Here is a 20,921-nt window from a genome sequence, read left to right as displayed (position 1 = left end):
TCCACGTTTCAGGCTCCACTCAGGGTAATTACCGCAGATTCTCGGCGTGCGCGTTCCGCAGCGAAGACCATCAGATGGCTTTCCAGCGTTTCCGCCGGTCCGGACAGCACCTGCGACGGATCGTTAGTGCGGATCGCGTCAATGAAATGCTGCATCAGGTAGTAGTCGCCGCCGCCGTGGCCGGACATGGCATGCAGATCGTCGGCTTCTTCGACGTCGTACACTTTTTCACTGTCGTCAACGAACGAAGTGATACGGATATAGCGACCGTCGCCCTCGAGGCAACCGTGGCTGCCGAAAATACGGGTTTTGCGATCTTCCAGTCGGGTAAAGGCGGTCATGGTGAAGGAGGCGGTGCGGCCACCGGCAAACTGCATATTGACCACCTGGTGATCGACCACGTTATTGTCGCAGCGGTAGACGCAGCGGCCATACTGACCGTCGCGCAGCGCCGCCTGCAGGTGTGATTGGCTGACCTCGGGCGTTAATACGCGCAGGAAGCCCGGCGTGGCCTTGTGATCGTCGCCAAGGTAAATACGCTTGGCGGAGTAAGGACAGCTGGCTTCCACGGCGCAGTCAAGGCAGTTGTCAGCCGCACCGGCAGGCTGGTTCTCCTGGCGAAAATGGCGTAAACCGCCGAACGAACTGATCTGTTCGCAGGGCAGTTCCATGATGTAACGGATCCAGTCAATGTCGTGACAGGACTTCTGCAGCAGCATAAAGGCGGCTTCATTGTCGTTGCGCCAGTTGCCGCGAACAAAGGAGTGTGCCTGATGCCAGTAGCCTACCGGTTCCAGATGCTGCAGGCTGACGATGTCGCCAATCACGTTATCGCGCAGCAGTTGCTTGAGTTTTTGGGTGTAGCGCGTGTAGCGCAGTACGTGGCCGACCGAGAAAATCAGCTTTTGACGTACCACCTCTTCAACGATGGTGCGACACTCGCTGGCTACCGGCGAAAGCGGTTTTTCCAACAGCATGGCATAACCCTGCTTGGCAAAGGCCAGCGCCGGTTCCAGGTGCAGGGTGTCCTGGGTGCAGATCAGCACCGCATCGGCCAGTTTTCCGGCGTCGGCGGCCTGTTGCCAGTCGGTGAACACCTTATCCGCCGAAATACCGTGCTGTTCGACGAACTGCTGCCGATAAACATCACGCGGTTCGGCTACCGCGACTACCTGCATTAAATCCGGATGCGCCAACGCGTAGCGCGAGTAAATTTCACCGCGTGCCCCGGCGCCAATCACCAGAACCTGAACCGGGCGACCGGCAAAACCATTTTGTTTAGCTGACGACATTGCTCGTTCTCCGATCTTGTTATTTGAGGTTTTGGCCGCTGATTTCATCAAACAGGTGCGCACGGGTCAGATCGAAAGCCAGATGGATCTGTTCTCCCAGACGTGGTTCCCAGTCTGGTTGCGACGCCATACGCAGCACAAAGCGCAGTTCAGCCAGTTCACAGTGCAGCAACTCTTCGTTGCCCATGCGTTCGATGGTGACAATCTTCGCCGGGAAGCAGTTGCTGCTGCCTGGCGCACACAGCCGCAGAGACTCCGGACGGATGCCCAGACACACACGCGGGTGCGGATAACTTTCCAGCTGTTGTTGCAGCGCCGGCGGCAGTTCGAGCGGATATTCATTGCCGATGCGCAGCCCAATACCCTGTGCGCTACGAGTCACCGCCATGTCGTGCAGGTTCATCGACGGGCTGCCGATAAACTCGGCGACGAAGCGGTTAGCAGGCTGGTGGTACAGGTTAATGGGTTTATCCACCTGCATAATGGCGCCACGGTTCATCACGCAGATGCGGTCGCCCATGGTCATCGCCTCCACCTGATCGTGGGTGACGTACACCATGGTGGCGGCGGCGCCTTCCTGTTTCAGTTGGTTATGCAGTTCGATCAGTTGGACGCGCATCGAGACGCGCAGCTTGGCGTCCAGATTGGAAAGCGGCTCGTCGAACAGAAACACCTTGGGTTTGCGCACGATGGCGCGGCCGACCGCCACGCGCTGGCACTGTCCGCCGGACAGCTGACCCGGTTTGCGCTGCAGCAGGTTGGTGATCTCCAGCTTTTCGGCGGCATCACGCACCCGACGGTCAATTTCGGCTTTGCTTTCCTTGCCGATCAGGCCGAACGCCATGTTCTTGTAGACCGTCATGTGCGGGTAAAGCGCATAGTTCTGGAACACCATGGCGATGCCGCGATCTTTTGGCATGGTGTCGTTGACGCAGCGATCGTGGATCAGGATCTGGCCTTCGCTGACGCTCTCCAACCCGGCGATCATGCGCAGCAGGGTAGATTTGGCGCAGCCGGACGGCCCGACGAAGACCATAAATTCGCCGTCTTTAATGTCCAGATCGACCCCGTGCAGCGCATTGAAACCGTTGGGGTATACCTTCTTCACATTGTTTAACTGAATACCGGCCATGTTATTTACCTTGTGTTCGCGGTTAGCCTTTTACCCCAGCGCTGGCGATGCCCTGGATGAAGTAACGTTGGAAAAGAATGAACAGCATCAGCATGGGGATCACTGCCATCAGCGCCCCGGCCATCAGTAGCGGATACTCCACCCCGGCGCGGCTCGACAGCGATGCCAGCCCGACCGGCAGCGTCAGCTTCTCGGTGGTGGTGTTGACGATCAGCGGCCACATCAGGTTGTTCCAGCTCCACAGGCCGTTGATGATGATGCAGGCGATAATGCCAGGCCGGATCAGCGGCAGCATGATGCGCCAGAAGATGGCGAAGTAGCTGTAACCGTCAATCAGCGCGGCTTCCTCCATCTCCTTCGGTACCGCGAGGAAGAACTGGCGCAGCAGGAAAGTGGCATAAATACTGAAGATGCCCGGCAACACCAGCCCGGTGATGCTGTTCACCAGCCCCAACTTTTGCACCACCAGAAATTGCGGGATCAAAAAGGCTTGCCCGGGCACCATCAGGATGGAAATACACACCAGAAACACCGCATCACGGCCGCGAAAATGCAGGCGCGAGAAACCGTAGGCGGCCATGGTGGCGATCACCATTTGCAGGGTGACGGTAAAAAAAGTGGCCAACAGCGAGTTCAGGTAAAAATCGGCGAAGGGGATTTCGCGCATGATCTTACCGTAGGCCTGCAGGCTGGGGTGGGCCGGCAGCAGCGTCAGCGGGATCTGGATACTCTCGGCCTGAGTTTTCAGCGAGGTGACCAGCATCCAGATAAACGGCACGACCGAAGCCAACGCCGCCAACACCATAAACAGATACACCAGCGTTCTTTTACTTATGCTCATCGTCGCGGCTCCTCAGCTCACTTTCAGGCGTTTGCCAATCATCATTTGAATCAGGGTGATCAGCAGGGTGACGGCGAACAGCACCACGGTGATGGCGGAGGCGTAACCTTTCTCCTGCAGGTAAAAGGCGTATTTGTAGAACAGGTTGGTGACGGTCATCACGTCGCTTTCCACCAGCGCGCGGTCAAACATCAAAAACACCACGTCAAAGATTTGCAGGATCTCGATAAAACTCATTACCGAAACGAAGAACAGCGTCGGGACCATCATCGGCAGGGTAATACAGAAGAAGCGACGCAGGGTGCTGATGCCATCGATGTCGGCGGCCTCATACAGCTGGCGTGGAATGCTCTGCAAACCGGCCAGTAAAATGATGATTTTCAGCGCCAGCGACGACCAGATAATGATGATGGAAACGCTGATGCGCACCACGTCCGGATCGGATAGCCAGGCCACCGGTGAAATACCCAGTTGGCCAATCGCCTGGTTAATCAGGCCGAAGTCCTTGTTGAACAGCCATTGCCACACCATCGCCACCGCGGCGGGCATGGTGACCGCCGGCAGGAACAGCAGGGTGCGCAACAGCGCCTTGCCTCGGATATTTTGGTTGAGGCCAATGGCCAGCAGTAGCGACAGACTCAGGCTGACCGGTACACATACCACCACATAGAACAGGGTGTTGCCGGCGGCGGTGTAGAAATCGTCGTCTTCAAACAGATTGACGTAGTTATCGACGCTGAGGGTGCTCCAGCGCATAAACTGATTGAGGTCGGTAAAGCTGTAAAAGATGTTCTGCAAAAAAGGGATGAAGTAAAACACCGTCAACCCAATCAACAGCGGTAAAATCATCACCCAACCCCAAAAACGCTCGGCGCGCTCCAGGCGGCTGAGCGCAGGACGTGGGATGCTTTTTTGTTGTTTTAGGGCACCGTAGGTATCTGCCAGCGACATGTTGCCATTCCTCACCAGTAACGGCTTTGCGGTGTTCCGTTGCCGGCCGCGCCTTCGGGCAGGCGCAGCCGGCACGGGGCGATTACTGCTCCATGATGCGTTCGATCTTCTTGACCGACTTATCCATCTCCTGTTTGGCATCCGCGCCCATAAAGATTTTCTTCAGACTGGCTATCCACATGTTCTGCCATTTTGGCGTGTTGGTCCCGGCGGTCGGGTAGGCCTCGGTCACGTTGAGAGTGTCGATATAAGGCGTAACATCGACCTTCTTGATTTCCGCCGCCCAGGCTTTCGCCGCCACTTTATTGGCCGGGATCACCACTTTCGCCAACTCGGTTTGCGAAGCTTCGGTGCTCATAAACTCGATGTATTTCCAGGCTTCTTGTTTGTGGGTGCTGTTGGCGGACATGGCGAACGCCAGGCTGTGCGCCACACCGGATTGACGTTCGATTTTCGGCATCATTACCACGCCGATATGGTCGTTAATCAGCGGGTTGTTGGCGAACGGGGCCGCTAACCACGAGCCGGCATACACCATGGCCGCGCGGTTGGACTGGAAGATGTTCTCGGTTTTGACTTCGCTCATTTGCTGGGCGCTGGGCATCAGCCCGTCTTTCATCATTGACTGCAGCTGCTGATATACCCAGATGGACTTGTCGTTGGCGATGTCGGTCGGCTGGCCGTCTTTCGGGACGATGTGGTTGCCGTTCTGGAACAGCAGGTTCATGTAGCTGTCCTGGCCGTCGATGCTAAGGTCCATCACCAACGGGAAGGAACTGCCTTTCAAGCCGGTTTTCAAGGCTGCGGCTTTGGTTTTCAGGTCATTCCAGTTCCAATCGCTGGTGGGGTAGCTGACACCGGCCTGATCGAACAGCTTTTTGTTGTACCACACCGCAATAGAGTCCACGTCGCGCGGGATGGCCATCTGTTGGCCGTCATACTGATAGGCTTTTACCGAACTGGCGACCACGTCATTTAGCTTGACGCTGCTGCCGCTAATATAAGGTGTTAAAGGTTGCATAATGCCGTTTTTGGCATATTGAACAAAATAAGGCATATTTATCCAGAATATATCTGGCGCTACGCCGCCAGCTGCGGCGGAATCCAATTTAACGAAGTATTGTGCCGACGGCGTTAATTCTATGGCTATTTTAATGTTTGGGTTTTCTTTTTCAAAGCGTTTGGCGATTTCCTGCTCGGCCGGTAATTGATTTCTGTCCCATACGGCATAACGCAAAGTTATTTGATCGGCGGCATATAACATGGTCGGCAATAATAATGCCGTCGCAATGGCAGAATGCGCCAGAAGACGGCCGGTATTTTTTATCGGTGACATTGCTTTCCCCTCGGTGGACGACGAATAAATATTTTCGTAACGTGAATTCTTTCTATCCCTTAACTTTCAATGTGTCAATACACCCCGATCTGCCCAAAAATGGGGCGCGAATGTTTCGATGTTGTTAAGATCGAAAGGGTTGGGGCGTAAACCGAAAGCGTAAGTTGTTCACAATTCGTTAACCTTCTGCGGCAGTTTTGGCCCTGCCGTTGGGCAATGACTGGCTGCTGGGGTCATAGGAATAAGTGATAACCCTTGCACCATAATGGGGATTAAAAACATTTTTATTGTGCATGTCTGGGTATCTTTCATTTTTGTGATGCAAATAAACAAAAAAATTGTATCGGCAGGCTTTGCCTCGACGTAAACGCCGTTTTTTGAATGACCACTATTGTTTGAATCGATAAAAGGGGCTAGCCTGAAAATGACTCATCGGTATTTCCCCATTAGAGCGAGATTATTGCTATGCGCCTTTCATTGACTTTTACTCACAGTCTGGAAAAGATATTTCACAGCCACAATGCACCACAGATTGATCAAATAAATAAGTTGAGTGGCCTGAGCAATGAAATGATTTCCTGGCAGGGGGTTTATTGCCTTCACCGGGCAGATAACGAAACTCGGCGTGAATTAAGCTACCGTCTTGAGGGATCACTGGCGGAGTATATCAGCGTGCGGCAGGTGCAATCGGTACCCAGCCACTTTCCCTGTTATGCCCAGACCGATGAGAACTATCTGCGTACCGAGCCGGGGTTATTTCCCGATCCGTTGATGCCGCTGGCCGAGCGGCGTTTCTTTGTCGCCAACAATTATTACGACAGCCTTTGGCTGACTTATACACCGCCGTCGACGCCTGTGCCAGGCGGGGATTACCCGCTAAACCTGACCTTGTTTGATGTTATCAGCGGCGAAGCCCTGGCCAGCGCCGCCCTGACGCTGCATATCGTCCCGGTTGAACTGCCGCCGCAAACTCTGTTGCACACCGAATGGGTGCATACCGATTGTCTGGCGGATTATTACCGCGTGCCGGTGTTCAGTCCTGAATACTGGCTGGCGGTGCGCAACTTTGTTCGCTGTGCGGTCAACAGTGGAGTCAACATGCTGCTGACGCCGATCTTCACGCCACCGCTGGATACCGCCGTCGGCTGCGAGCGCACCACGGTACAGTTGATTGGCGTACAGCGTTCCGCGCAGGGTTATCGGTTTGATTTCCAGCGGCTGGCCCAGTGGGTGGATATGGCGCAGGAAGAGGGGATTGAACATTTTGAGATTGCCCCGTTGTTCACCCAGTGGGGGGCGGCGCATGCGCCAAAAATTCTGGTGGAGATCGACGGCGCACTTTGCCCGCTGTTCGGTTGGCACACTGACGCCCACGCGCAGGAGTATCAACAGTTTTTGCAGGCGCTGTTGCCGGCGTTGACCGCATGGTTCCGCGATCGCCAGTTGCAACAGCAGGTCTGGTTCCATATCTCGGATGAGCCAACGCTGGAGAACATCGCCGTTTATCAGCGTGCCGTTGGCGCCTTGCGCCCGCTGCTGGCCGGATTCCGCACTTTTGACGCGCTGTCAGACTACGCGTTTTACCGGCAAGGACTGGTGGAAACGCCAGTGGCCGCTACCGACCATATAGACGCTTTCCTTGAGCATCAGGTTCCGGGCCTGTGGGCCTATTACTGCTGCGTGCAAAAGACCGAGGTGGCCAACCGTTTCTTTGCTCAACCTTCGGCGCGTAATCGTATTCTGGGCATCCAGCTTTACCTGTACAACATCAGCGGTTTTCTGCACTGGGGCTTCAACTTCTATAACAGCGGCCATTCGCGAGAAAAACTTAACCCCTACGCGGTGACCGATTGCCGAAATGCGTTTCCTTCCGGCGACGCCTTTGTGGTTTACCCCGGCGAAAACCTGACGCCGGTGGAGTCGCTGCGGTTACGGGTGCTGCATCAGGGGTTGCAGGACATGCGTGCGCTGCAGCTGTTGGAAAGCCTGACGGATCGCCACACGGTAGAGGCATTGATTGAACAGGAACTGGGGATGCGTATCACTTTTAAACGTTATCCGCATCAGGCAGCACCACTGCTGCGGCTGCGTGAAGCGGTGAATCAGCGGATCGAAGCGCTGATTTAATTGGCATAAAATGCGGCGAGGGGGCGACAAGCAGAGTGTCGCCACCAAGTTTTCAATAATTTGCTATACCTGATAGGTCGAGGGATTTCATTTTTTTGTCATGTTACTGACATGTTAGGGTCATAGCGCTGGCTTAATTTTGCAGCGACTAAGCCAGGAGATAACGCGATGTTTAGCTTGGACTCTCTGTTGCATGATGCATTTCCACACCGCAATACCCCTGCCTGGCAGCGTAGCCTGCTGAGAACTTTACTCTTCGAAAAAGAATTCAAACAGTTTGCCGCCGATTATCCCCATCTGAAAGGCCTGGATCTGATCGAGCAGGTGGTGGACTACTTCAACCTCAGTTGTGAACTGGTGGATGGCGATCTGGAAAATATCCCGAGCCAGGGACCGGTGGTGCTGGTGGCTAATCACCCGATAGGGTCACTTGACGGACTGGTGCTGCTGCGTGCGGTCGCGGCGGTGCGGCCGGATGTCAAAGTGGTGGCCAGCCAACTGCTGACCTACATCGAACCGCTGCGCAGCCTGTTCGTACCGGTGGACAACGTCGCCTATAAGACCAGCCGCAAGCAAATTGAAGGCATGCAGGCGCAATTGGACAAGCAGGGTGCGCTGATCCTGTTCCCCGCTGGCGAAGTGTCGCGCATGAGCCCGAAAGGCATTCGCGACGGGCATTGGCATACTGGTTTCTTGCGTCTGGCGGCCAAGGCGCGCGCACCGATTGTGCCGATCCACATCAGCGCCCGTAACAGCAATTTATTCTACTTCACCTCCCTGGTTTATCGACCTCTGTCCACGCTATTACTGGTGCGCGAAATGTTCCAGCAGCAGGGCGGGCGCATTAAAATCCGCGTGGGTGGCCGTATTCCCTTTGCCAACTGGCACGACGGCCATACCAGCGCGAAAGATCTGGCGGAGCGTTTCCGCCGTCACGTTTATCGCCTGGGGCAGGGTAAAGAAGGATTGTTTGCCAGCGAATCTCCGATCGCCTTGCCGGAAGACCGACTGGAACTGAAGAAAGCGCTGGCAAACTGTGAGCGGCTGGGGGTTACCCCGGACGGCAAAATCATCTTCCTGTATCGCCGTCAGGACGAAGCGCGAACGCCTATCCTGCGTGAACTAGGACGCCTGCGCGAAATCGCTTTCCGTGCGGTGGGGGAAGGCTCCGGTCGCCGCCGCGATCTGGACAGCTACGACGACGACTATTACCACCTGGTGCTGTGGGACGCGGACGAGTTGGAAATTGTCGGCGCTTACCGTTTTATCCCAACCGCCGAGCAGTTGGAACGCAAGGGCCTGGAAGGCATTTACAGCAACAGCCTGTTCCATTATGACCGCGATATGGCACCTATTCTGGCGCAGGGGATTGAGCTGGGCCGCAGTTTCATTCAGCCGGCCTACTGGGGCAAACGCGGGCTGGATTATCTGTGGTTGGGCATTGGCGCCTATCTGGCGAAGTACCCGCAGTACCGCTATCTTTTTGGCCCGGTGTCTATATCCGGAGGCATGCCGGTAACGGCGCGCGATCTGCTGATCGCCTTCTACCGGCTGTATTTCTCGCCGGACAGCGCGCTGGCGCAGTCGCGGCAGCCGTATCCCGCCTCGTTACCTCAGGTGCTGGCGCAGTTTGCCGGCGATAACTATCAGGAAGATCTGGTGCGGCTAAAAAGCCTGTTGAGCAATATCGGCTGTTCGATCCCCACGTTGTATAAACAATATACCGAGCTGTGTGAGCCGGGAGGGGTGCAGTTCATCGATTTTGGCACCGATCCGGCCTTCAATAACTGTATTGATGGGCTGGTGCTGGTCGATCTCACTCGGCTTAAACCTGCGCGTTTCCAACGTTACATCGCAGTGCATCAGCCGCAGGAGGCGTGCATAGAGTAATTGGCGTGGCGCTCATGCGTTTTTGATCTAATCCGAAGCTTGGCACCGGCGGGGGAAAATAGCCTAAGATAAGGCTTTGTTCCTCCGCCGGAGTTTTTCATGCCACAGCCGTTCGCCCCGTTTTTGTTGTCCGCCGAAGATCCCGCCGCCGTCGCGATTGAAACGCCAAAAGGCCTCGCGCCCTTCTTATTGCTTTGCGATCACGCTGGGCAGGCAATACCGCAGCAATTGGGCGATCTTGGGCTGCCGCCCGGCGAAATAGACCGTCATATTGGCTGGGACATCGGCGCACTGAACGTTTCACGTCACCTTAGTCGCCAGCTGGACGCTCCGCTGATTCATCAGCGCTATTCGCGTTTGGTTATCGACTGTAATCGTACACCCGGCATCCCCAGTTCCATACCAGAACTGTCCGAGTTGACGCCGATCCCCGGCAACGTGGGCATTGCGGCCGAACAGGCGCTGGCGCGCGAGCATGAGATTTTTCTGCCTTACCATCAGGCGATAACCGACAGCCTGGATGCGCGCCAGCGTAGCGGCTTGCCGACGGCGATCGTTGCCATGCACAGCTTTACGCCGGTGTTTAAAGGCAACGCGCGCCCGTGGCAGGTCGGACTGTTGTTCAACCGTCAGCCGGAGTTCGCGTTGTTGCTGGCTGAGCTGCTGCGTGAAGAAGGGGATTTGCAGGTGGGCATCAACGAGCCCTATGCCATGACCGACGCGACGGACTACACCCTGCCGGTGCATGCTGAGCGCCGGCAATTGCCCTATGTCGGTATCGAGATCCGCCAGGATCTGCTTGCCGATCAACAAGGTCAACAGGCCTGGGCAGAACGCTTCGCCAGACTGTTACCGCAAGCCTGGCATCGCTGGCAAATTTGACTTTAGGAATATTCCCAGTGATGATAACTGTAAGGAAAGTGTCAACGTCATTGGGAAGTGCCAGGAGCGTCAAGTGGAGCAGAATGATAACGGATTGTTTATCAAGCAGGAGCGCTTTGAAGTACTGGCGATTCTGCGTGAGATTTGTAAACAACGCACGCCGCTACGGGTCGTAAATGAGAAGCAGCAGTTTCAGAGTTTGTTATTGAGCGTCGGGCCTGACAACATCGTGTTTAGCGGCGATGAGGTGGATGCGACGGTTGATGGCGAATACACCATCGTGATTGAAAGCCATGATGCGAAGATCGAGTTCTCCGTAGGTCGGGCCGAATTCATCGAGCAGCAGGGCGTCAATGTCTGTTCAACCCAATTGCCGAAGCAGCTGGTTTACATCCAGCGCCGCCGTCAGTTCCGTGTGACTACCCCTCACTGGCGCCAGTTTTTGTGCAGTGGTGAATACGCCGATGGCAGTGAATATCAGCTGAGGATCCACGATCTGTCCGCCGGTGGTGTAGGGCTGCGCGTTGACGGTCCGTTACCGCCAAACCTACAGCCCGGCTTCCAGTTCAAAAAAGCGTTGTTGGATCTTGGCAGCTACGGCAGTTTCAAGGTCAATATGGAGCTGGTGGTGATCAACGACGATCATGAGCTGGATGACGACGACAACATGGTGCATTTTTCACGCCTGTCGTGCCGCTTTATGAAACTGGGTTTGGCCATGGAAAGAAAAATTCAGAGTGCGGTGTTTGCGTTTGAATTGGACTTCAACAAAAAGAAAAAACGCTAACCAAGACGCGAGGGGCAGCTGGCTGCCCCGTCACTCCAGGCCTATTTCAAGGCGCGCAGACTGCCAATTTCCTCCAGGCCGAAATGCTCCGCTTCCGCCAGAACATCACAAACTTCCCCCCCGGCGGTCACGATCGCCTCATCGAGACTTTTGCCGTGCAGCAGATGGCTGACCAGCAACGCGGCGAACATATCCCCGGTGCCTTTGACCTTTGATTGAATTCTGGGGTGGGTATAGCTTTGCACTTCGTCGTGCTTGACCAGCAGTAACCCCAGTTGATCGTCGTTTTCCGCCACGCCCGGTGCGCTGGTCACCAACACCCACTCGGTGGTGTCATTGAGCAACGCCTGTGCAGCCTGCCGCGTCTGTTCCTGAGTGGTCAGAGGGTGACCGCAAAGCTGCTCCAGTTCGAAGCCGTTAGGGGTCAGGCCATTGGCCAATTGCAGGAAGGGGGAGCGGTAGCAATCGACAATGCGCTTATCGACATAAACCCCTTCGCCGTAATCGCCCATCACCGGATCGATATAAATCTTTATCTGCGGATTGATCGCGCGCGCGCGCTGTAACCAGGTATCCAGAATATGGCATTGGTCGACATTGCCCAGATAACCGACAATCACCGCCCGGGTGCGATTCATCACGCCGCGGGCCAGCAAATCCGCCAGAAAACCGCCGAACCATTCGGCGGAGATCACGCCGCCGCTGGGCGCACCGTAATAAGGGGGACAACCGAACAGCACGCTGGGAACCTGCAGCACTTCCAGCCCCTTTTTCAACAGCGTGCGGTAGGCTATCCCGTTGCCGACGCTGCCATACACCACCTGAGATTGAATACTGATGACATCAATCTGCGGCGGCTGTAATTGAGAAATTTGTTGCATCTATCACTTCCTTGGTTCGATTTTATCCAACCAGCGCGTAAATACCTGGCGGGCGCGTTGCTCCAATTCTGTGCCGTAACGCGCGGCCTGTTGGCGCAAAAGCTGCGGCACGATGCCGGCCAGCTCCAGTTCACAGGCATGTCCCACCAGCCACCGTTCCAGATCGCGGTGATCGGCTTCCAGATGGAACTGTAGCCCAAGGGCGAAATCCTGATACTCAAATGCCTGATTAGGGCAGATATCGGTACCCGCCAGACGGGTCGCGCCTTCGGGGATCATAAACATATCGCCGTGCCAGTGAAGCACCGGCGTGGACGCCAGTGGCGCCAGCACCGAGTCTTCGTTATCCGTCAAGGTTAAGGGAGCGTAACCGATCTCTTTCACGCCAAGCGAAACGACCTCGGCGCCCAGTGCCTGGGCAATCACCTGCGCGCCGAGACAGACACCGATCGTAGGCCGTTTTTGCTGGAGACGCTGGGTAACCAGTGCTAACTCATCGTTGAGAAACGCATAGTGTTGCTGGCCGGCGAAGTGTTGAGCGGCGCTGATTGGCCCGCCCAGCACCACCAGCAGGTCGGTATCCTCGTTAACGATGGTGCGGATGTCGTCACGGCCCGCGTCGAAATAATCAATCTGATAGCCACGCAATGACAGCAGTGAGCCCAGAATGCCGAGGTTTTCAAAATTCACATGTCGGATCGCGACAACTTTTTTCATTGTTGTGGTACCTCTTGGCTATGAGGGTATGGTTCCAGTTCCAGCGTATCGCCCAGGATGGTGATGCCGCCAATGCCGCTTTGATAAACTATCCGGCGCTCTTTGACCTGGCTGATACTCAACTGGTAGCCCTGATCGGCAGGGAACAGCGCCTGAGCCTGCTGAAGCTGATCGGCAGCCCAGGGCGTGAACATCTGCAAGCGGCCAAAGGCTTTCCCGCCCTGTTTAATATCCAGTACGTAATGTTTTTCCATCTTTACCCCTTAACTTTTCCGTTCGAAACAGGTAATCTATTTTGAACTAATACAAAAAGGTTTTATGTATGAGCTCATTGTATGCAAAAGGCGGCAGCGCTGTCCAGATTGCTGAACAGATCAGCACGCAGATAAAGCAGGGTGATCTGCAGCCGGGTGACCTGCTGCCGCCGGTACGTCAATTGGCCGGCGAGTTGGGGGTCAACCCCAATACCGTCGCCAGCGCCTATGCCAAGCTGCGTGATGCCGGTTTGGTGGCTACCCGCGGGCGTGCCGGTACTCAGGTACTTGAGCAACCTTTAATGACGGTGCGCAATGTTCGGCAAGTGCCTGAGGGGATGGGGGATTTGGCGAGTGGTAATCTGGATGCCACGCTGCTGCCGGCCCTGTCGCTGGGCGCCGAAGACGTTTTCCCGCAGCAGACCGGTTATGACGTCAGCGGGGATTTACCGGCGTTATGTCGGCTTGCCGGCGACTGGCTGAGCCAGCAGGGCGCAGAGTTGGGGGAATCGGCGGTGTTTTCCGGCGCGCTGGACGCTATCGAAAAGGCGTTGCGTATCCATGCGGCGCCGGGAGCCTCGGTGTGGGTGGAAGATCCCTGCTGGCCACCGCTACTGACGCTGTTGCGGCATCTGCGGCTGAAGCCTTTGCCGTTACCGGTTGATGAACAAGGGTGCCGCTTACCGGAAAAAGAGGCCGCACCTCTGGGAGCCGCGGTGATCCTGACGCCTCGGGCACAGAACCCGACCGGCATGTCATTAAGCGCGGGCCGGGCCGCGAGTTGGCGGGAATTCCTGTCGCAAAACCCGGGCTGTCTGGCGATCGTCGATGACTTCTGGGGACCGCTGTCGCAGCGGCCGCTGCATTTGCCCTTTACCGCAGACAATGGCCTGTATGTGTTATCGCTGAGCAAGTTCCTCAGCCCGGATCTGCGTATTGCGCTGGCCTGCGGCAAGCCGCAGCTGCTGCAGACCATGCGGGCGGATCAATACATTCGCGAGCGCTGGGTCAGCCATATCCTGCAGCAGATTGCCGTTAAACTGTGGACGCAGGCCCAGCAAGAGGGGCTGTTTGCACGGGCGCAGCAAACTTATCAGCAGCGGCGTGACGATTTGTCCGAGCGGCTGCGCGCATTGACCGGCGTGCCGGTGTCGTCGGGAGAGGGAGTGCATATCTGGTTGCCGGTGCGTTCAGAAGCCGCCGCCAGCCAAATAATGGCGCAGCGTGGCTGGCTGGTGCAGAGCGGCGAGCCCTTCCGTCTGAAAAGCGGCCCGGCGATCCGCATCAGCCTGGCTAACCTTGAGCCGGCGCAGCTGGAAACGCTGGCTCAGGATCTGGCCGTCGCCATCGGTGCCGGCACCGTGGTTAACTGAATCAAACAGCATCACCCGCTAGCGCCAGCAATTGCAGAGAGGCGAGGCGGGCGGCAGGCTGGCTGATCGGGGTATCAATCACAAACTCCTCTACGCCGTACTGTTGGTGTAACTGATCCAGCTGTTGACGCACCTGCCTGGCGGTCCCCAGCAGTATGTGGCTTTCGCGCGGTTCGATACGGTAATCGGTAGCGCCAGCCTGTTGCACAAAGCTTTCCGCCTGCTCCAGACTGCCGACGGTCACGCTTTGCCCGCCGGTCACGTGGACACGATACTGCTGGATCCCGGCTGCCAGATCCTTGGCCTGGCTTTCGCTGTCGGCGACGATCGCTGCCACCGCCAACAGGGCTTTTCGGCCACCGCTTTGCTCACTGTAATGAGCCAGCGCCCGCCGGATATCCTCCGGGTTGCCATTGAGATGAGCGGCAAACACAAAGGCCCAGCCGTGTTCGGCGGCCAGTTGGGCGCTTTCATTGCTGGCGCCCAGCAGAAAGCGTTGCGCCGGCTGAACCGGCTGTGGCGTTGCGCTCAGGCCGGGCTGTGCATCATCGTTCAGATAGGCATTTAGCTGCGCGAGCTGTTTAGGGAAGTCAGGCTTATTCTGCTGATCGTGCGCGGCCTGCAGCGCCTGAGTCGAGAGCGGTAGCCCGCCAGGCGCTTTTCCCACGCCCAAATCAACCCGGCCCGGTGCCAGCGTGGCCAGCAGATTGAAGTTTTCCGCCACCTTATAAGCGCTGTAATGCTGCAGCATGACGCCGCCGGAGCCGATACGGATCCGTGAGGTTTGTCCGAGCAAGTAAGCAATCAGCACTTCAGGGGAAGGGCAAGCCAGCTGCGGGGTATTGTGATGCTCCGCCAGCCAAAAACGGCGGTATCCCCAAACTTCCGCCTGCTGTACCAGATGCAGCGTGCGTTTGAGCGCCTCGGCGGCGCTTTCTCCTTCGGCAATCGGACTTTTTTCCAACACGCTCAGGGCATAAGCCATTTTCCTGTTCCTTTATCATCGATGATTGATGACAAATACCATGCAGAACACCAGCGGCGTAATATTGATTGGAGATAGGATATTCCATTGATAAAAAACGGATTTAGATATGCGCGGAGTGGTAAAGGGGCGCGTGGTTGACGCGCCCGATTCACATCAGGACTCCAGCCAGGCCTTCAGGCGAATAGCGTCGCTGTAGTGGCCGTAGCGCTGCTTTGAGCCGAGGAGGATGATCACCACCGGCTGCCCCTTGATCAGGGTTCGCATCACCAGACAGTGGCCGGCTTCGTTGGTGAAACCGGTCTTTTGCAGCTGAATTTTCCAAGCCGGATTGTTGATCAGCCCATTGGAACTGCGATAAACCAGCTGGCCCCGGCCAGGACGGACGATTTGCTGCTTGTCGGTGCTGAAACGGCGAATGGTCTGATAACGGTAGGCATGATTCACCATTTTCAGCAGATCCCTGGCGCTGGCAACGTTGCGCGGCGTCAGGCCGGTCGGATCGTAAAAGCGGGCGTGTTTCATGCCGAGGCTGCGTGCTTTCTGATTCATTTTCGCCACAAAGGCTTTTCGTCCCCCGGGATAGCCGCGGCTCAACGCGGCCGCCGCACGATTTTCCGATGACATCAGGGCGATGTGCAGCATATCGCGCCGGCTGAGAATGGAGCCCAGGGTCAGGCGCGAATGGGTCTTCTTGAGCAGATCGCGGTCGGCAGGAGTGACTTTTATCGGGTTGCCCAGCGGGCGTTTGCTGTCCAATACCACCATGGCGGTCATCAATTTGCTCAGCGAAGCTATCGGCAACACGCGGTTGGCTTGTTTCTGATACAGCGTTTTGCCGGTACGCTGATTGACCACCAATACCGAAGCAGAGTGAAGCGCCAGCGGCGCAGCAGCCTGCGCAGAGGGCTGAAACAACAGCAGCGTGAGAATCAAAATGACGCCGAAGCCTGAGGTGGAAAAGCGAAAAAGGGAATTCAATAAATGCATGGCAACCGTGACTACGTTCCTGACTGATGAAAAAATATCAGCAAGAGTCTGCACAGCAAATGTGGAGAAAATAAGGTGACCCTTCCGGATCTGAAAACTCAGCGGTGGCGTTCTGGCGTGAGGAGAAGGCAGGGAGGCGGCCATGCGCCTCCCTGGCAGGGCATCAATACACTTCTGGCACGACCATATTATCCGGCACCGGGCTGCGACTGTAGTCCGGGCTGCGTTTGCGTGGTGGCAAGGTGATCACGTTGCCTTCGGCTTCTTCGTAGGGCACTTGCTTAAGCAGATGGCTGATACAGTTCAGCCGGGCCTTTTTCTTGTCGACACCCTGAACCACCCACCATGGCGCCTCAGGAATGTTAGTGCGCGCTAACATGACTTCTTTGGCCTCGGTGTAATCCTCCCAGCGGCGGCGGCTCTCCAAATCCATTGGGCTGAGCTTCCACTGCTTGAGCGGATCGTGAATGCGACTGAGGAAACGCAGCTCCTGCTCATCGTCGGTGATCGAGAACCAATACTTGACGATTTGAATGCCGCTGCGCGTCAGCATCTTTTCGAACTCCGGCACGCTGCGGAAAAACTCTTCGTATTCTTCGTCGTTGCAAAAGCCCATCACTTTTTCCACTCCGGCACGGTTGTACCAGCTGCGATCGAACAACACCATTTCGCCGGCGGCCGGCAGGTGGGCGATATAGCGCTGGAAGTACCACTGGGTACGTTCGCGATCGTTGGGGGCGGGCAGCGCGGCCACACGGCAGGTACGCGGGTTCAGACGTTGGGTGATGCGTTTGATCACACCGCCCTTGCCGGCGGCATCGCGGCCTTCAAAGATGATCACCAGACGGTGACCGGTACGCATCACCCAGTCCTGCAGTTTGACCAATTCACCCTGCAGTCGCAGCAATTCGCGAAAATACTGTTTGCGCCAGGCTTTTTTCTGGTCGCTGTCCACCTCGGTGTCGTCAAAGCGCAGGTCGTCCAGTTCCATTTCCAGCTCTTCGTCATAGCTGTCGTAGAATTCCTGCAGCAGGCGCTGGTTGAAGGTGTCGTCGTGATTAAATTCATGCATAGCCATAGTTGATTCTCCGTGTTAGCCCGGTTTTAAAAATGGGTGAAGATCCAGTAGAGCCCGGCGGAAAGCAGCACCGAGGCCGGCAACGTCAACACCCAGGCCATCAGCAGATTGCGCAGGGTGGACATTTGCAGGCCGGAGCGGTTGGCCGCCATGGTCCCGGCAATGCCGGATGAAAGAACGTGGGTGGTGGAAACCGGCAGGCCGAAGGCGTCCGCCGCCCCGATAGTGGTCATCGCCACCAGCTCGGCACTGGCGCCCTGCGCATAGGTGAGGTGGCTTTTCCCGATTTTCTCGCCCACGGTGACCACGATGCGCCGCCAGCCGACCATGGTGCCCAGCCCAAGCGCTATCGCTACCACCACCTTGACCCAGAACGGAATAAAGCGGGTGGCGCTGTCCAATTCGCCTTTCAGCGCGTCCAGATTGCGTTGCGAGTCAGCGGGGATCTGAAGTTGTTTTTCCGTCTTCAGGTGCTTAATGACCTCCGACGTCAGGTACATATCATTTCGGGTGTTGGATACCGCCTGCGCAGGGATTTTGTCGACCGACCCGTACTGGCGAATTTGATCGCCGATGGCGCCGGTCAGTTGGGCCAGGGCAGGCACCACCTCCGGCGTCAACTCGCTGGTGCGAACATAGCCGGTGAGGACTTCACGCGCAGGAACCTGACTGACCGCTGGGAACTGTTGCAGCAGTTGGTTTTTTGTCACTTCCGCCAATGCCGCTACGCGGGGGATTTGCTCCGGCGGCATCGAACGGTTCAGCGCATAGGCAATCGGCATGGTACCGACCAGGATCAGCATGATCAGGCCCATGCCTTTTTGCCCGTCATTGGAGCCGTGAGCAAAGGAAACGCCGGTACAGGTGAGGATCAGCAGGCTGCGGATCCACAACGGCGGCGGCGAGTCATTTTTGGGGGCGGTATATAACTGACGGTTTTTAACAAAGACCTTCAGCGCCAGCAGCAGCAAGGCGGCAAATACGAAGCCGATCACCGGTGAAAGCAGCAGGGCATACCCCACTTTAATGGCTTGCCCCCAGTCGACGCCGCTGGTGCCGGTGCGGCCGTGGATCAGGGCGTTAGCCACCCCTACGCCGATGATCGAGCCTATCAAGGTATGCGATGATGACGCAGGCAGCCCCAGCCACCAGGTGCCGAGGTTCCAGATAATCGCCGAGAACAGCAGGGCGTAGACCATGGCGAACCCGTTGCCGGTACCGGCCTGCAAGATCAGTTCAACCGGCAGCAGCGAAATGATGCCGAAGGCCACCACGCCGCTGGAGAGCAAAACGCCGAGAAAATTAAAGAACCCCGACCAAACCACGGCCACCATCGGCGACAAGGAATGGGTATAAATCACGGTGGCTACCGCATTGGCGGTATCGTGGAAACCATTAACGAATTCAAAGCCGAGCGCGATCAATAACGCCATTCCCAATAAAAGAAACGGAACGTAACTGGTATAAACCGCGCCGGCATCGCTGACGTCGTTAAATAGATTTACGCCAGCAAAAGCTATCCCCAGCACTAATAATAAAATAAAAAAAAGAACAGTGAGTCGACTGTTCTTTTGGTAGATTTTTGGCAGGCTTGACGCAGATGGCGCACCCGCTTGAACGGCGCTGTTATCGCTCATAAAGGACCTTCCCGATAGGCTTCATTAGATTACTGACGGTGCTGTACGGTGTTGCCATCAAAGTATTGGGAAATAATGTGACTTTTTTATGACGCTAATATTAATCATCGGGAACAGTGAAAATAATTAACGTTGGCATTTAAAGGTTGATATAAAGACTGAGATTGATTAATTCATGCGTGCGGTTATTCGGGACAAAGGTTTATGGCTCAAACGGTTGCGGAAAAATTACACAAACTTGATTTTGACGATGAGGTCACCGGGCTGATTTACGGCCACGTTTTTCGTACGTCAGAGCCACCGCAGCGGGTCTCTTCGCAGCAGGCCTGCCAGGCCTATCAGACGCTGTCGCCGGGGGAGGGATTTATCTGGCTGCATCTCAACCTGAATCATGCCGCGGCGGAAAAATGGCTAAAAAACCACTTCGAGATTTCTGAGTTTTTCTTTGACGAGATCCGCCACGGTTCTCATACCACGCGCATAGAGCGTCAGGGAGAAGATCTGTTCGCGGTGCTCAATGACGTAATCTTCCACCCGAAAGAGAATAACCCGGAGATTGCGACGCTATGGCTGTATTGCCGTAGCGGCCTGGTGGTCACGGTGAGGCACAAACCGCTGCGTTTGATTGAGCGGCTGCTGGGGCGACTGGGGCCGCTGCAGTTGGCGTCTTCTACCGAATTGCTGGCGCATTTGCTGGAAGAGCAGGAAGAGGTGCTGGAGCAGGTGGTGCGGCAGGCCAACCAGTACGTCGATACCATTGAAGATCGCCTGCTGAGCAACCATGTGAAACGCAACCGCACCGAACTGGGCAGAATGCGCCGCATGCTGCTGCGTTTTCAGCGTCTGCTGGCGCCGGAGCCCGCGGCGCTGTTTCGTTTGCTGAACCGGCCACCGACCTGGCTGAGCCGGGACGTGGTACAGGATCTGCGGCAATTTACCGAAGAGTTCACGGTGGTGCTAAATGATCTCGCCAGCTTGACCGAACGCATTCGCTTGTTACAGGAAGAGATAGGCGCCAAGCAGATGGAACAGAACAACCGCACGCTCTACACCCTGACGGTGATCACCGTGTTGGCACTGCCAATCAATATCGTTGCCGGTTTCTTTGGCATGAACGTGGGGGGGATCCCGCTGGCCAGCAACCACCACGGCTTTGTTTTGCTGGTGTTGCTGGTCGGCGGCTTTACGCTGGTTACCGGCTATCTGGCTTTCAGACGCCGGGATGAAGGCTGATCACAGTCTGGCCCGGTACTCTTCTTCCAGGCGAGTGTGAGTGCTCCAGAACGGCTGCGGCTGACGATTGTGCAGACGATCGACCAGGATATCCAGGTGGGTATGCCAGCCCCCGGCCACGCTGAGCATTTCATCACGGTTGGCCAGGCGACGGTGGGTGACCGTCAGCAGCACGGCTTTGCCCTGTTCGGTCAGTTCGAAGGTCACCTCGGAAGGGCGGCTTTGCCCCTGTTCAGCCCAGGTAAAACTCAGCAGCCGCGGTGGGAAAAGGCAGGTGATATGGCCGACGTTGCTGACGCTGCAGCTTAGGTGCTTATATTTGGCCGGCGTTTGCTCGTGTTCGCCGGTCAGATCGGAATTGCGAAACACCAGCTCTACCTGGGCGCCGTTTTCCAGCTTCATTTCGCCGGCGGCCAGCCAGGTGGCGCGTTTGTCGGATTCCGTCAGATAGGCCCAGACCCGTTCGATAGGGCCGGGCAGCAGCCGCTGAATACGCAGCGTGCCGGTTTCAATAATCATGCCGTAGTCGTTCATG

Annotated in this window: 19 protein-coding genes; 6 read left to right on the top strand and 13 right to left on the bottom strand. The window is 56.3% G+C overall.

The features are described from left to right. Positions 1–8 precede the first annotated feature (8 nt). The 5 genes from H0S68_RS12685 to H0S68_RS12665 all read right to left on the bottom strand — a co-directional run bounded on the left by H0S68_RS12685 (position 9) and on the right by H0S68_RS12665 (position 5,552). Complete coding sequence (locus H0S68_RS12685) at positions 9–1,292, bottom strand: Gfo/Idh/MocA family protein (protein ID WP_020827044.1); 1,284 nt, start codon at positions 1,290–1,292, stop codon at positions 9–11. Between the two features lie 19 nt (positions 1,293–1,311). After that, the gene (locus H0S68_RS12680; protein WP_044551450.1) at positions 1,312–2,424 is read right to left on the bottom strand and encodes an ABC transporter ATP-binding protein; all 1,113 of its coding nucleotides are present in this window, start codon (positions 2,422–2,424) and stop codon (positions 1,312–1,314) included. A gap of 22 nt (positions 2,425–2,446) precedes the next feature. Further along, positions 2,447–3,265 (bottom strand): carbohydrate ABC transporter permease, encoded by an 819-nt coding sequence (locus tag H0S68_RS12675; protein WP_044551448.1) that lies wholly within the window; start codon positions 3,263–3,265, stop codon positions 2,447–2,449. A 12-nt stretch (positions 3,266–3,277) separates the two neighbouring features. Beyond that, positions 3,278–4,216 (bottom strand): carbohydrate ABC transporter permease, encoded by a 939-nt coding sequence (locus tag H0S68_RS12670; protein WP_020827041.1) that lies wholly within the window; start codon positions 4,214–4,216, stop codon positions 3,278–3,280. An 82-nt stretch (positions 4,217–4,298) separates the two neighbouring features. Continuing rightward, complete coding sequence (locus tag H0S68_RS12665) at positions 4,299–5,552, bottom strand: ABC transporter substrate-binding protein (RefSeq protein WP_410528744.1); 1,254 nt, start codon at positions 5,550–5,552, stop codon at positions 4,299–4,301. 465 nt (positions 5,553–6,017) lie between these two features. On the opposite strand from H0S68_RS12665, the gene H0S68_RS12660 reads away from it, so the two are divergent. The 4 genes from H0S68_RS12660 (at position 6,018) to H0S68_RS12645 (ending at position 11,238) form a co-directional block, all read left to right on the top strand. Beyond that, the gene (locus H0S68_RS12660; RefSeq protein WP_201896348.1) at positions 6,018–7,679 is read left to right on the top strand and encodes a DUF4091 domain-containing protein; all 1,662 of its coding nucleotides are present in this window, start codon (positions 6,018–6,020) and stop codon (positions 7,677–7,679) included. Positions 7,680–7,847: 168 nt separating this feature from the next. Then, positions 7,848–9,569, top strand: coding sequence for an ornithine lipid synthase OlsF (gene olsF, locus H0S68_RS12655; protein ID WP_020827038.1), 1,722 nt, complete (start codon positions 7,848–7,850; stop codon positions 9,567–9,569). Between the two features lie 99 nt (positions 9,570–9,668). Continuing rightward, positions 9,669–10,451, top strand: coding sequence for an N-formylglutamate amidohydrolase (locus H0S68_RS12650; RefSeq protein WP_020827037.1), 783 nt, complete (start codon positions 9,669–9,671; stop codon positions 10,449–10,451). A gap of 73 nt (positions 10,452–10,524) precedes the next feature. Next, on the top strand, positions 10,525–11,238 hold the full coding sequence (locus H0S68_RS12645; RefSeq protein WP_020827036.1) for a flagellar brake protein: 714 nt from the start codon (positions 10,525–10,527) through the stop codon (positions 11,236–11,238). Between the two features lie 41 nt (positions 11,239–11,279). Here the strand turns inward: H0S68_RS12645 and pdxY are convergent, their stop codons facing one another. Genes pdxY through H0S68_RS12630 form a run of 3 tightly spaced genes read right to left on the bottom strand, consistent with a single transcriptional unit; the run spans position 11,280 to position 13,090 of the window. Further along, a complete protein-coding gene (pdxY, locus tag H0S68_RS12640; RefSeq protein WP_259218652.1) occupies positions 11,280–12,119 on the bottom strand; it encodes a pyridoxal kinase in 840 nt (279 codons plus the stop codon). Between the two features lie 3 nt (positions 12,120–12,122). Next, positions 12,123–12,836 carry a glutamine amidotransferase gene (locus tag H0S68_RS12635; protein WP_046373448.1) on the bottom strand — a complete coding sequence of 238 codons (714 nt, stop codon included), beginning with the start codon at positions 12,834–12,836 and terminating at the stop codon, positions 12,123–12,125. Further along, complete coding sequence (locus H0S68_RS12630; RefSeq protein WP_020827033.1) at positions 12,833–13,090, bottom strand: hypothetical protein; 258 nt, start codon at positions 13,088–13,090, stop codon at positions 12,833–12,835. Before H0S68_RS12630 ends, H0S68_RS12635 begins: the two co-directional genes overlap by 4 nt. Before the next feature lie 68 nt (positions 13,091–13,158). Here H0S68_RS12630 and H0S68_RS12625 point away from each other — a divergent pair, with 68 nt between their 5' ends. Continuing rightward, complete coding sequence (locus H0S68_RS12625; protein WP_142815148.1) at positions 13,159–14,463, top strand: aminotransferase class I/II-fold pyridoxal phosphate-dependent enzyme; 1,305 nt, start codon at positions 13,159–13,161, stop codon at positions 14,461–14,463. 1 nt (position 14,464) lies between these two features. Here H0S68_RS12625 and H0S68_RS12620 read toward each other — a convergent pair whose 3' ends face one another. The 4 genes from H0S68_RS12620 to H0S68_RS12605 form a co-directional block, all read right to left on the bottom strand. After that, a complete protein-coding gene (locus H0S68_RS12620) occupies positions 14,465–15,448 on the bottom strand; it encodes an MsnO8 family LLM class oxidoreductase (protein ID WP_048758770.1) in 984 nt (327 codons plus the stop codon). A gap of 156 nt (positions 15,449–15,604) precedes the next feature. Then, positions 15,605–16,438 carry a D-alanyl-D-alanine endopeptidase gene (pbpG, locus tag H0S68_RS12615; RefSeq protein ID WP_122079452.1) on the bottom strand — a complete coding sequence of 278 codons (834 nt, stop codon included), beginning with the start codon at positions 16,436–16,438 and terminating at the stop codon, positions 15,605–15,607. A gap of 163 nt (positions 16,439–16,601) precedes the next feature. Then, positions 16,602–17,516: a polyphosphate kinase 2 gene (gene ppk2, locus H0S68_RS12610; RefSeq protein ID WP_020827029.1), complete on the bottom strand. Its 915-nt coding sequence runs from the start codon at positions 17,514–17,516 to the stop codon at positions 16,602–16,604. Between the two features lie 26 nt (positions 17,517–17,542). Beyond that, positions 17,543–19,153, bottom strand: a complete 1,611-nt coding sequence (locus tag H0S68_RS12605) for an inorganic phosphate transporter (protein ID WP_020827028.1) — start codon at positions 19,151–19,153, stop codon at positions 17,543–17,545. 204 nt (positions 19,154–19,357) lie between these two features. On the opposite strand from H0S68_RS12605, the gene H0S68_RS12600 reads away from it, so the two are divergent. Continuing rightward, a complete protein-coding gene (locus H0S68_RS12600) occupies positions 19,358–20,386 on the top strand; it encodes a transporter (protein WP_020827027.1) in 1,029 nt (342 codons plus the stop codon). On the opposite strand, the gene H0S68_RS12595 is transcribed toward H0S68_RS12600, so the two are convergent. Next, the gene (locus tag H0S68_RS12595) at positions 20,387–20,920 is read right to left on the bottom strand and encodes an SRPBCC family protein (protein WP_046373455.1); all 534 of its coding nucleotides are present in this window, start codon (positions 20,918–20,920) and stop codon (positions 20,387–20,389) included. It abuts the gene before it with no gap. Position 20,921 lies beyond the last annotated feature (1 nt).

Origin of the sequence: Serratia sp. AXJ-M (assembly GCF_046531865.1) — a bacterium.
Lineage (GTDB): Bacteria > Pseudomonadota > Gammaproteobacteria > Enterobacterales > Enterobacteriaceae > Serratia > Serratia liquefaciens.
The sequence above is the reverse complement of the archived record's forward strand: the minus strand, read 5'-3'. Positions and strand labels throughout refer to the sequence as shown.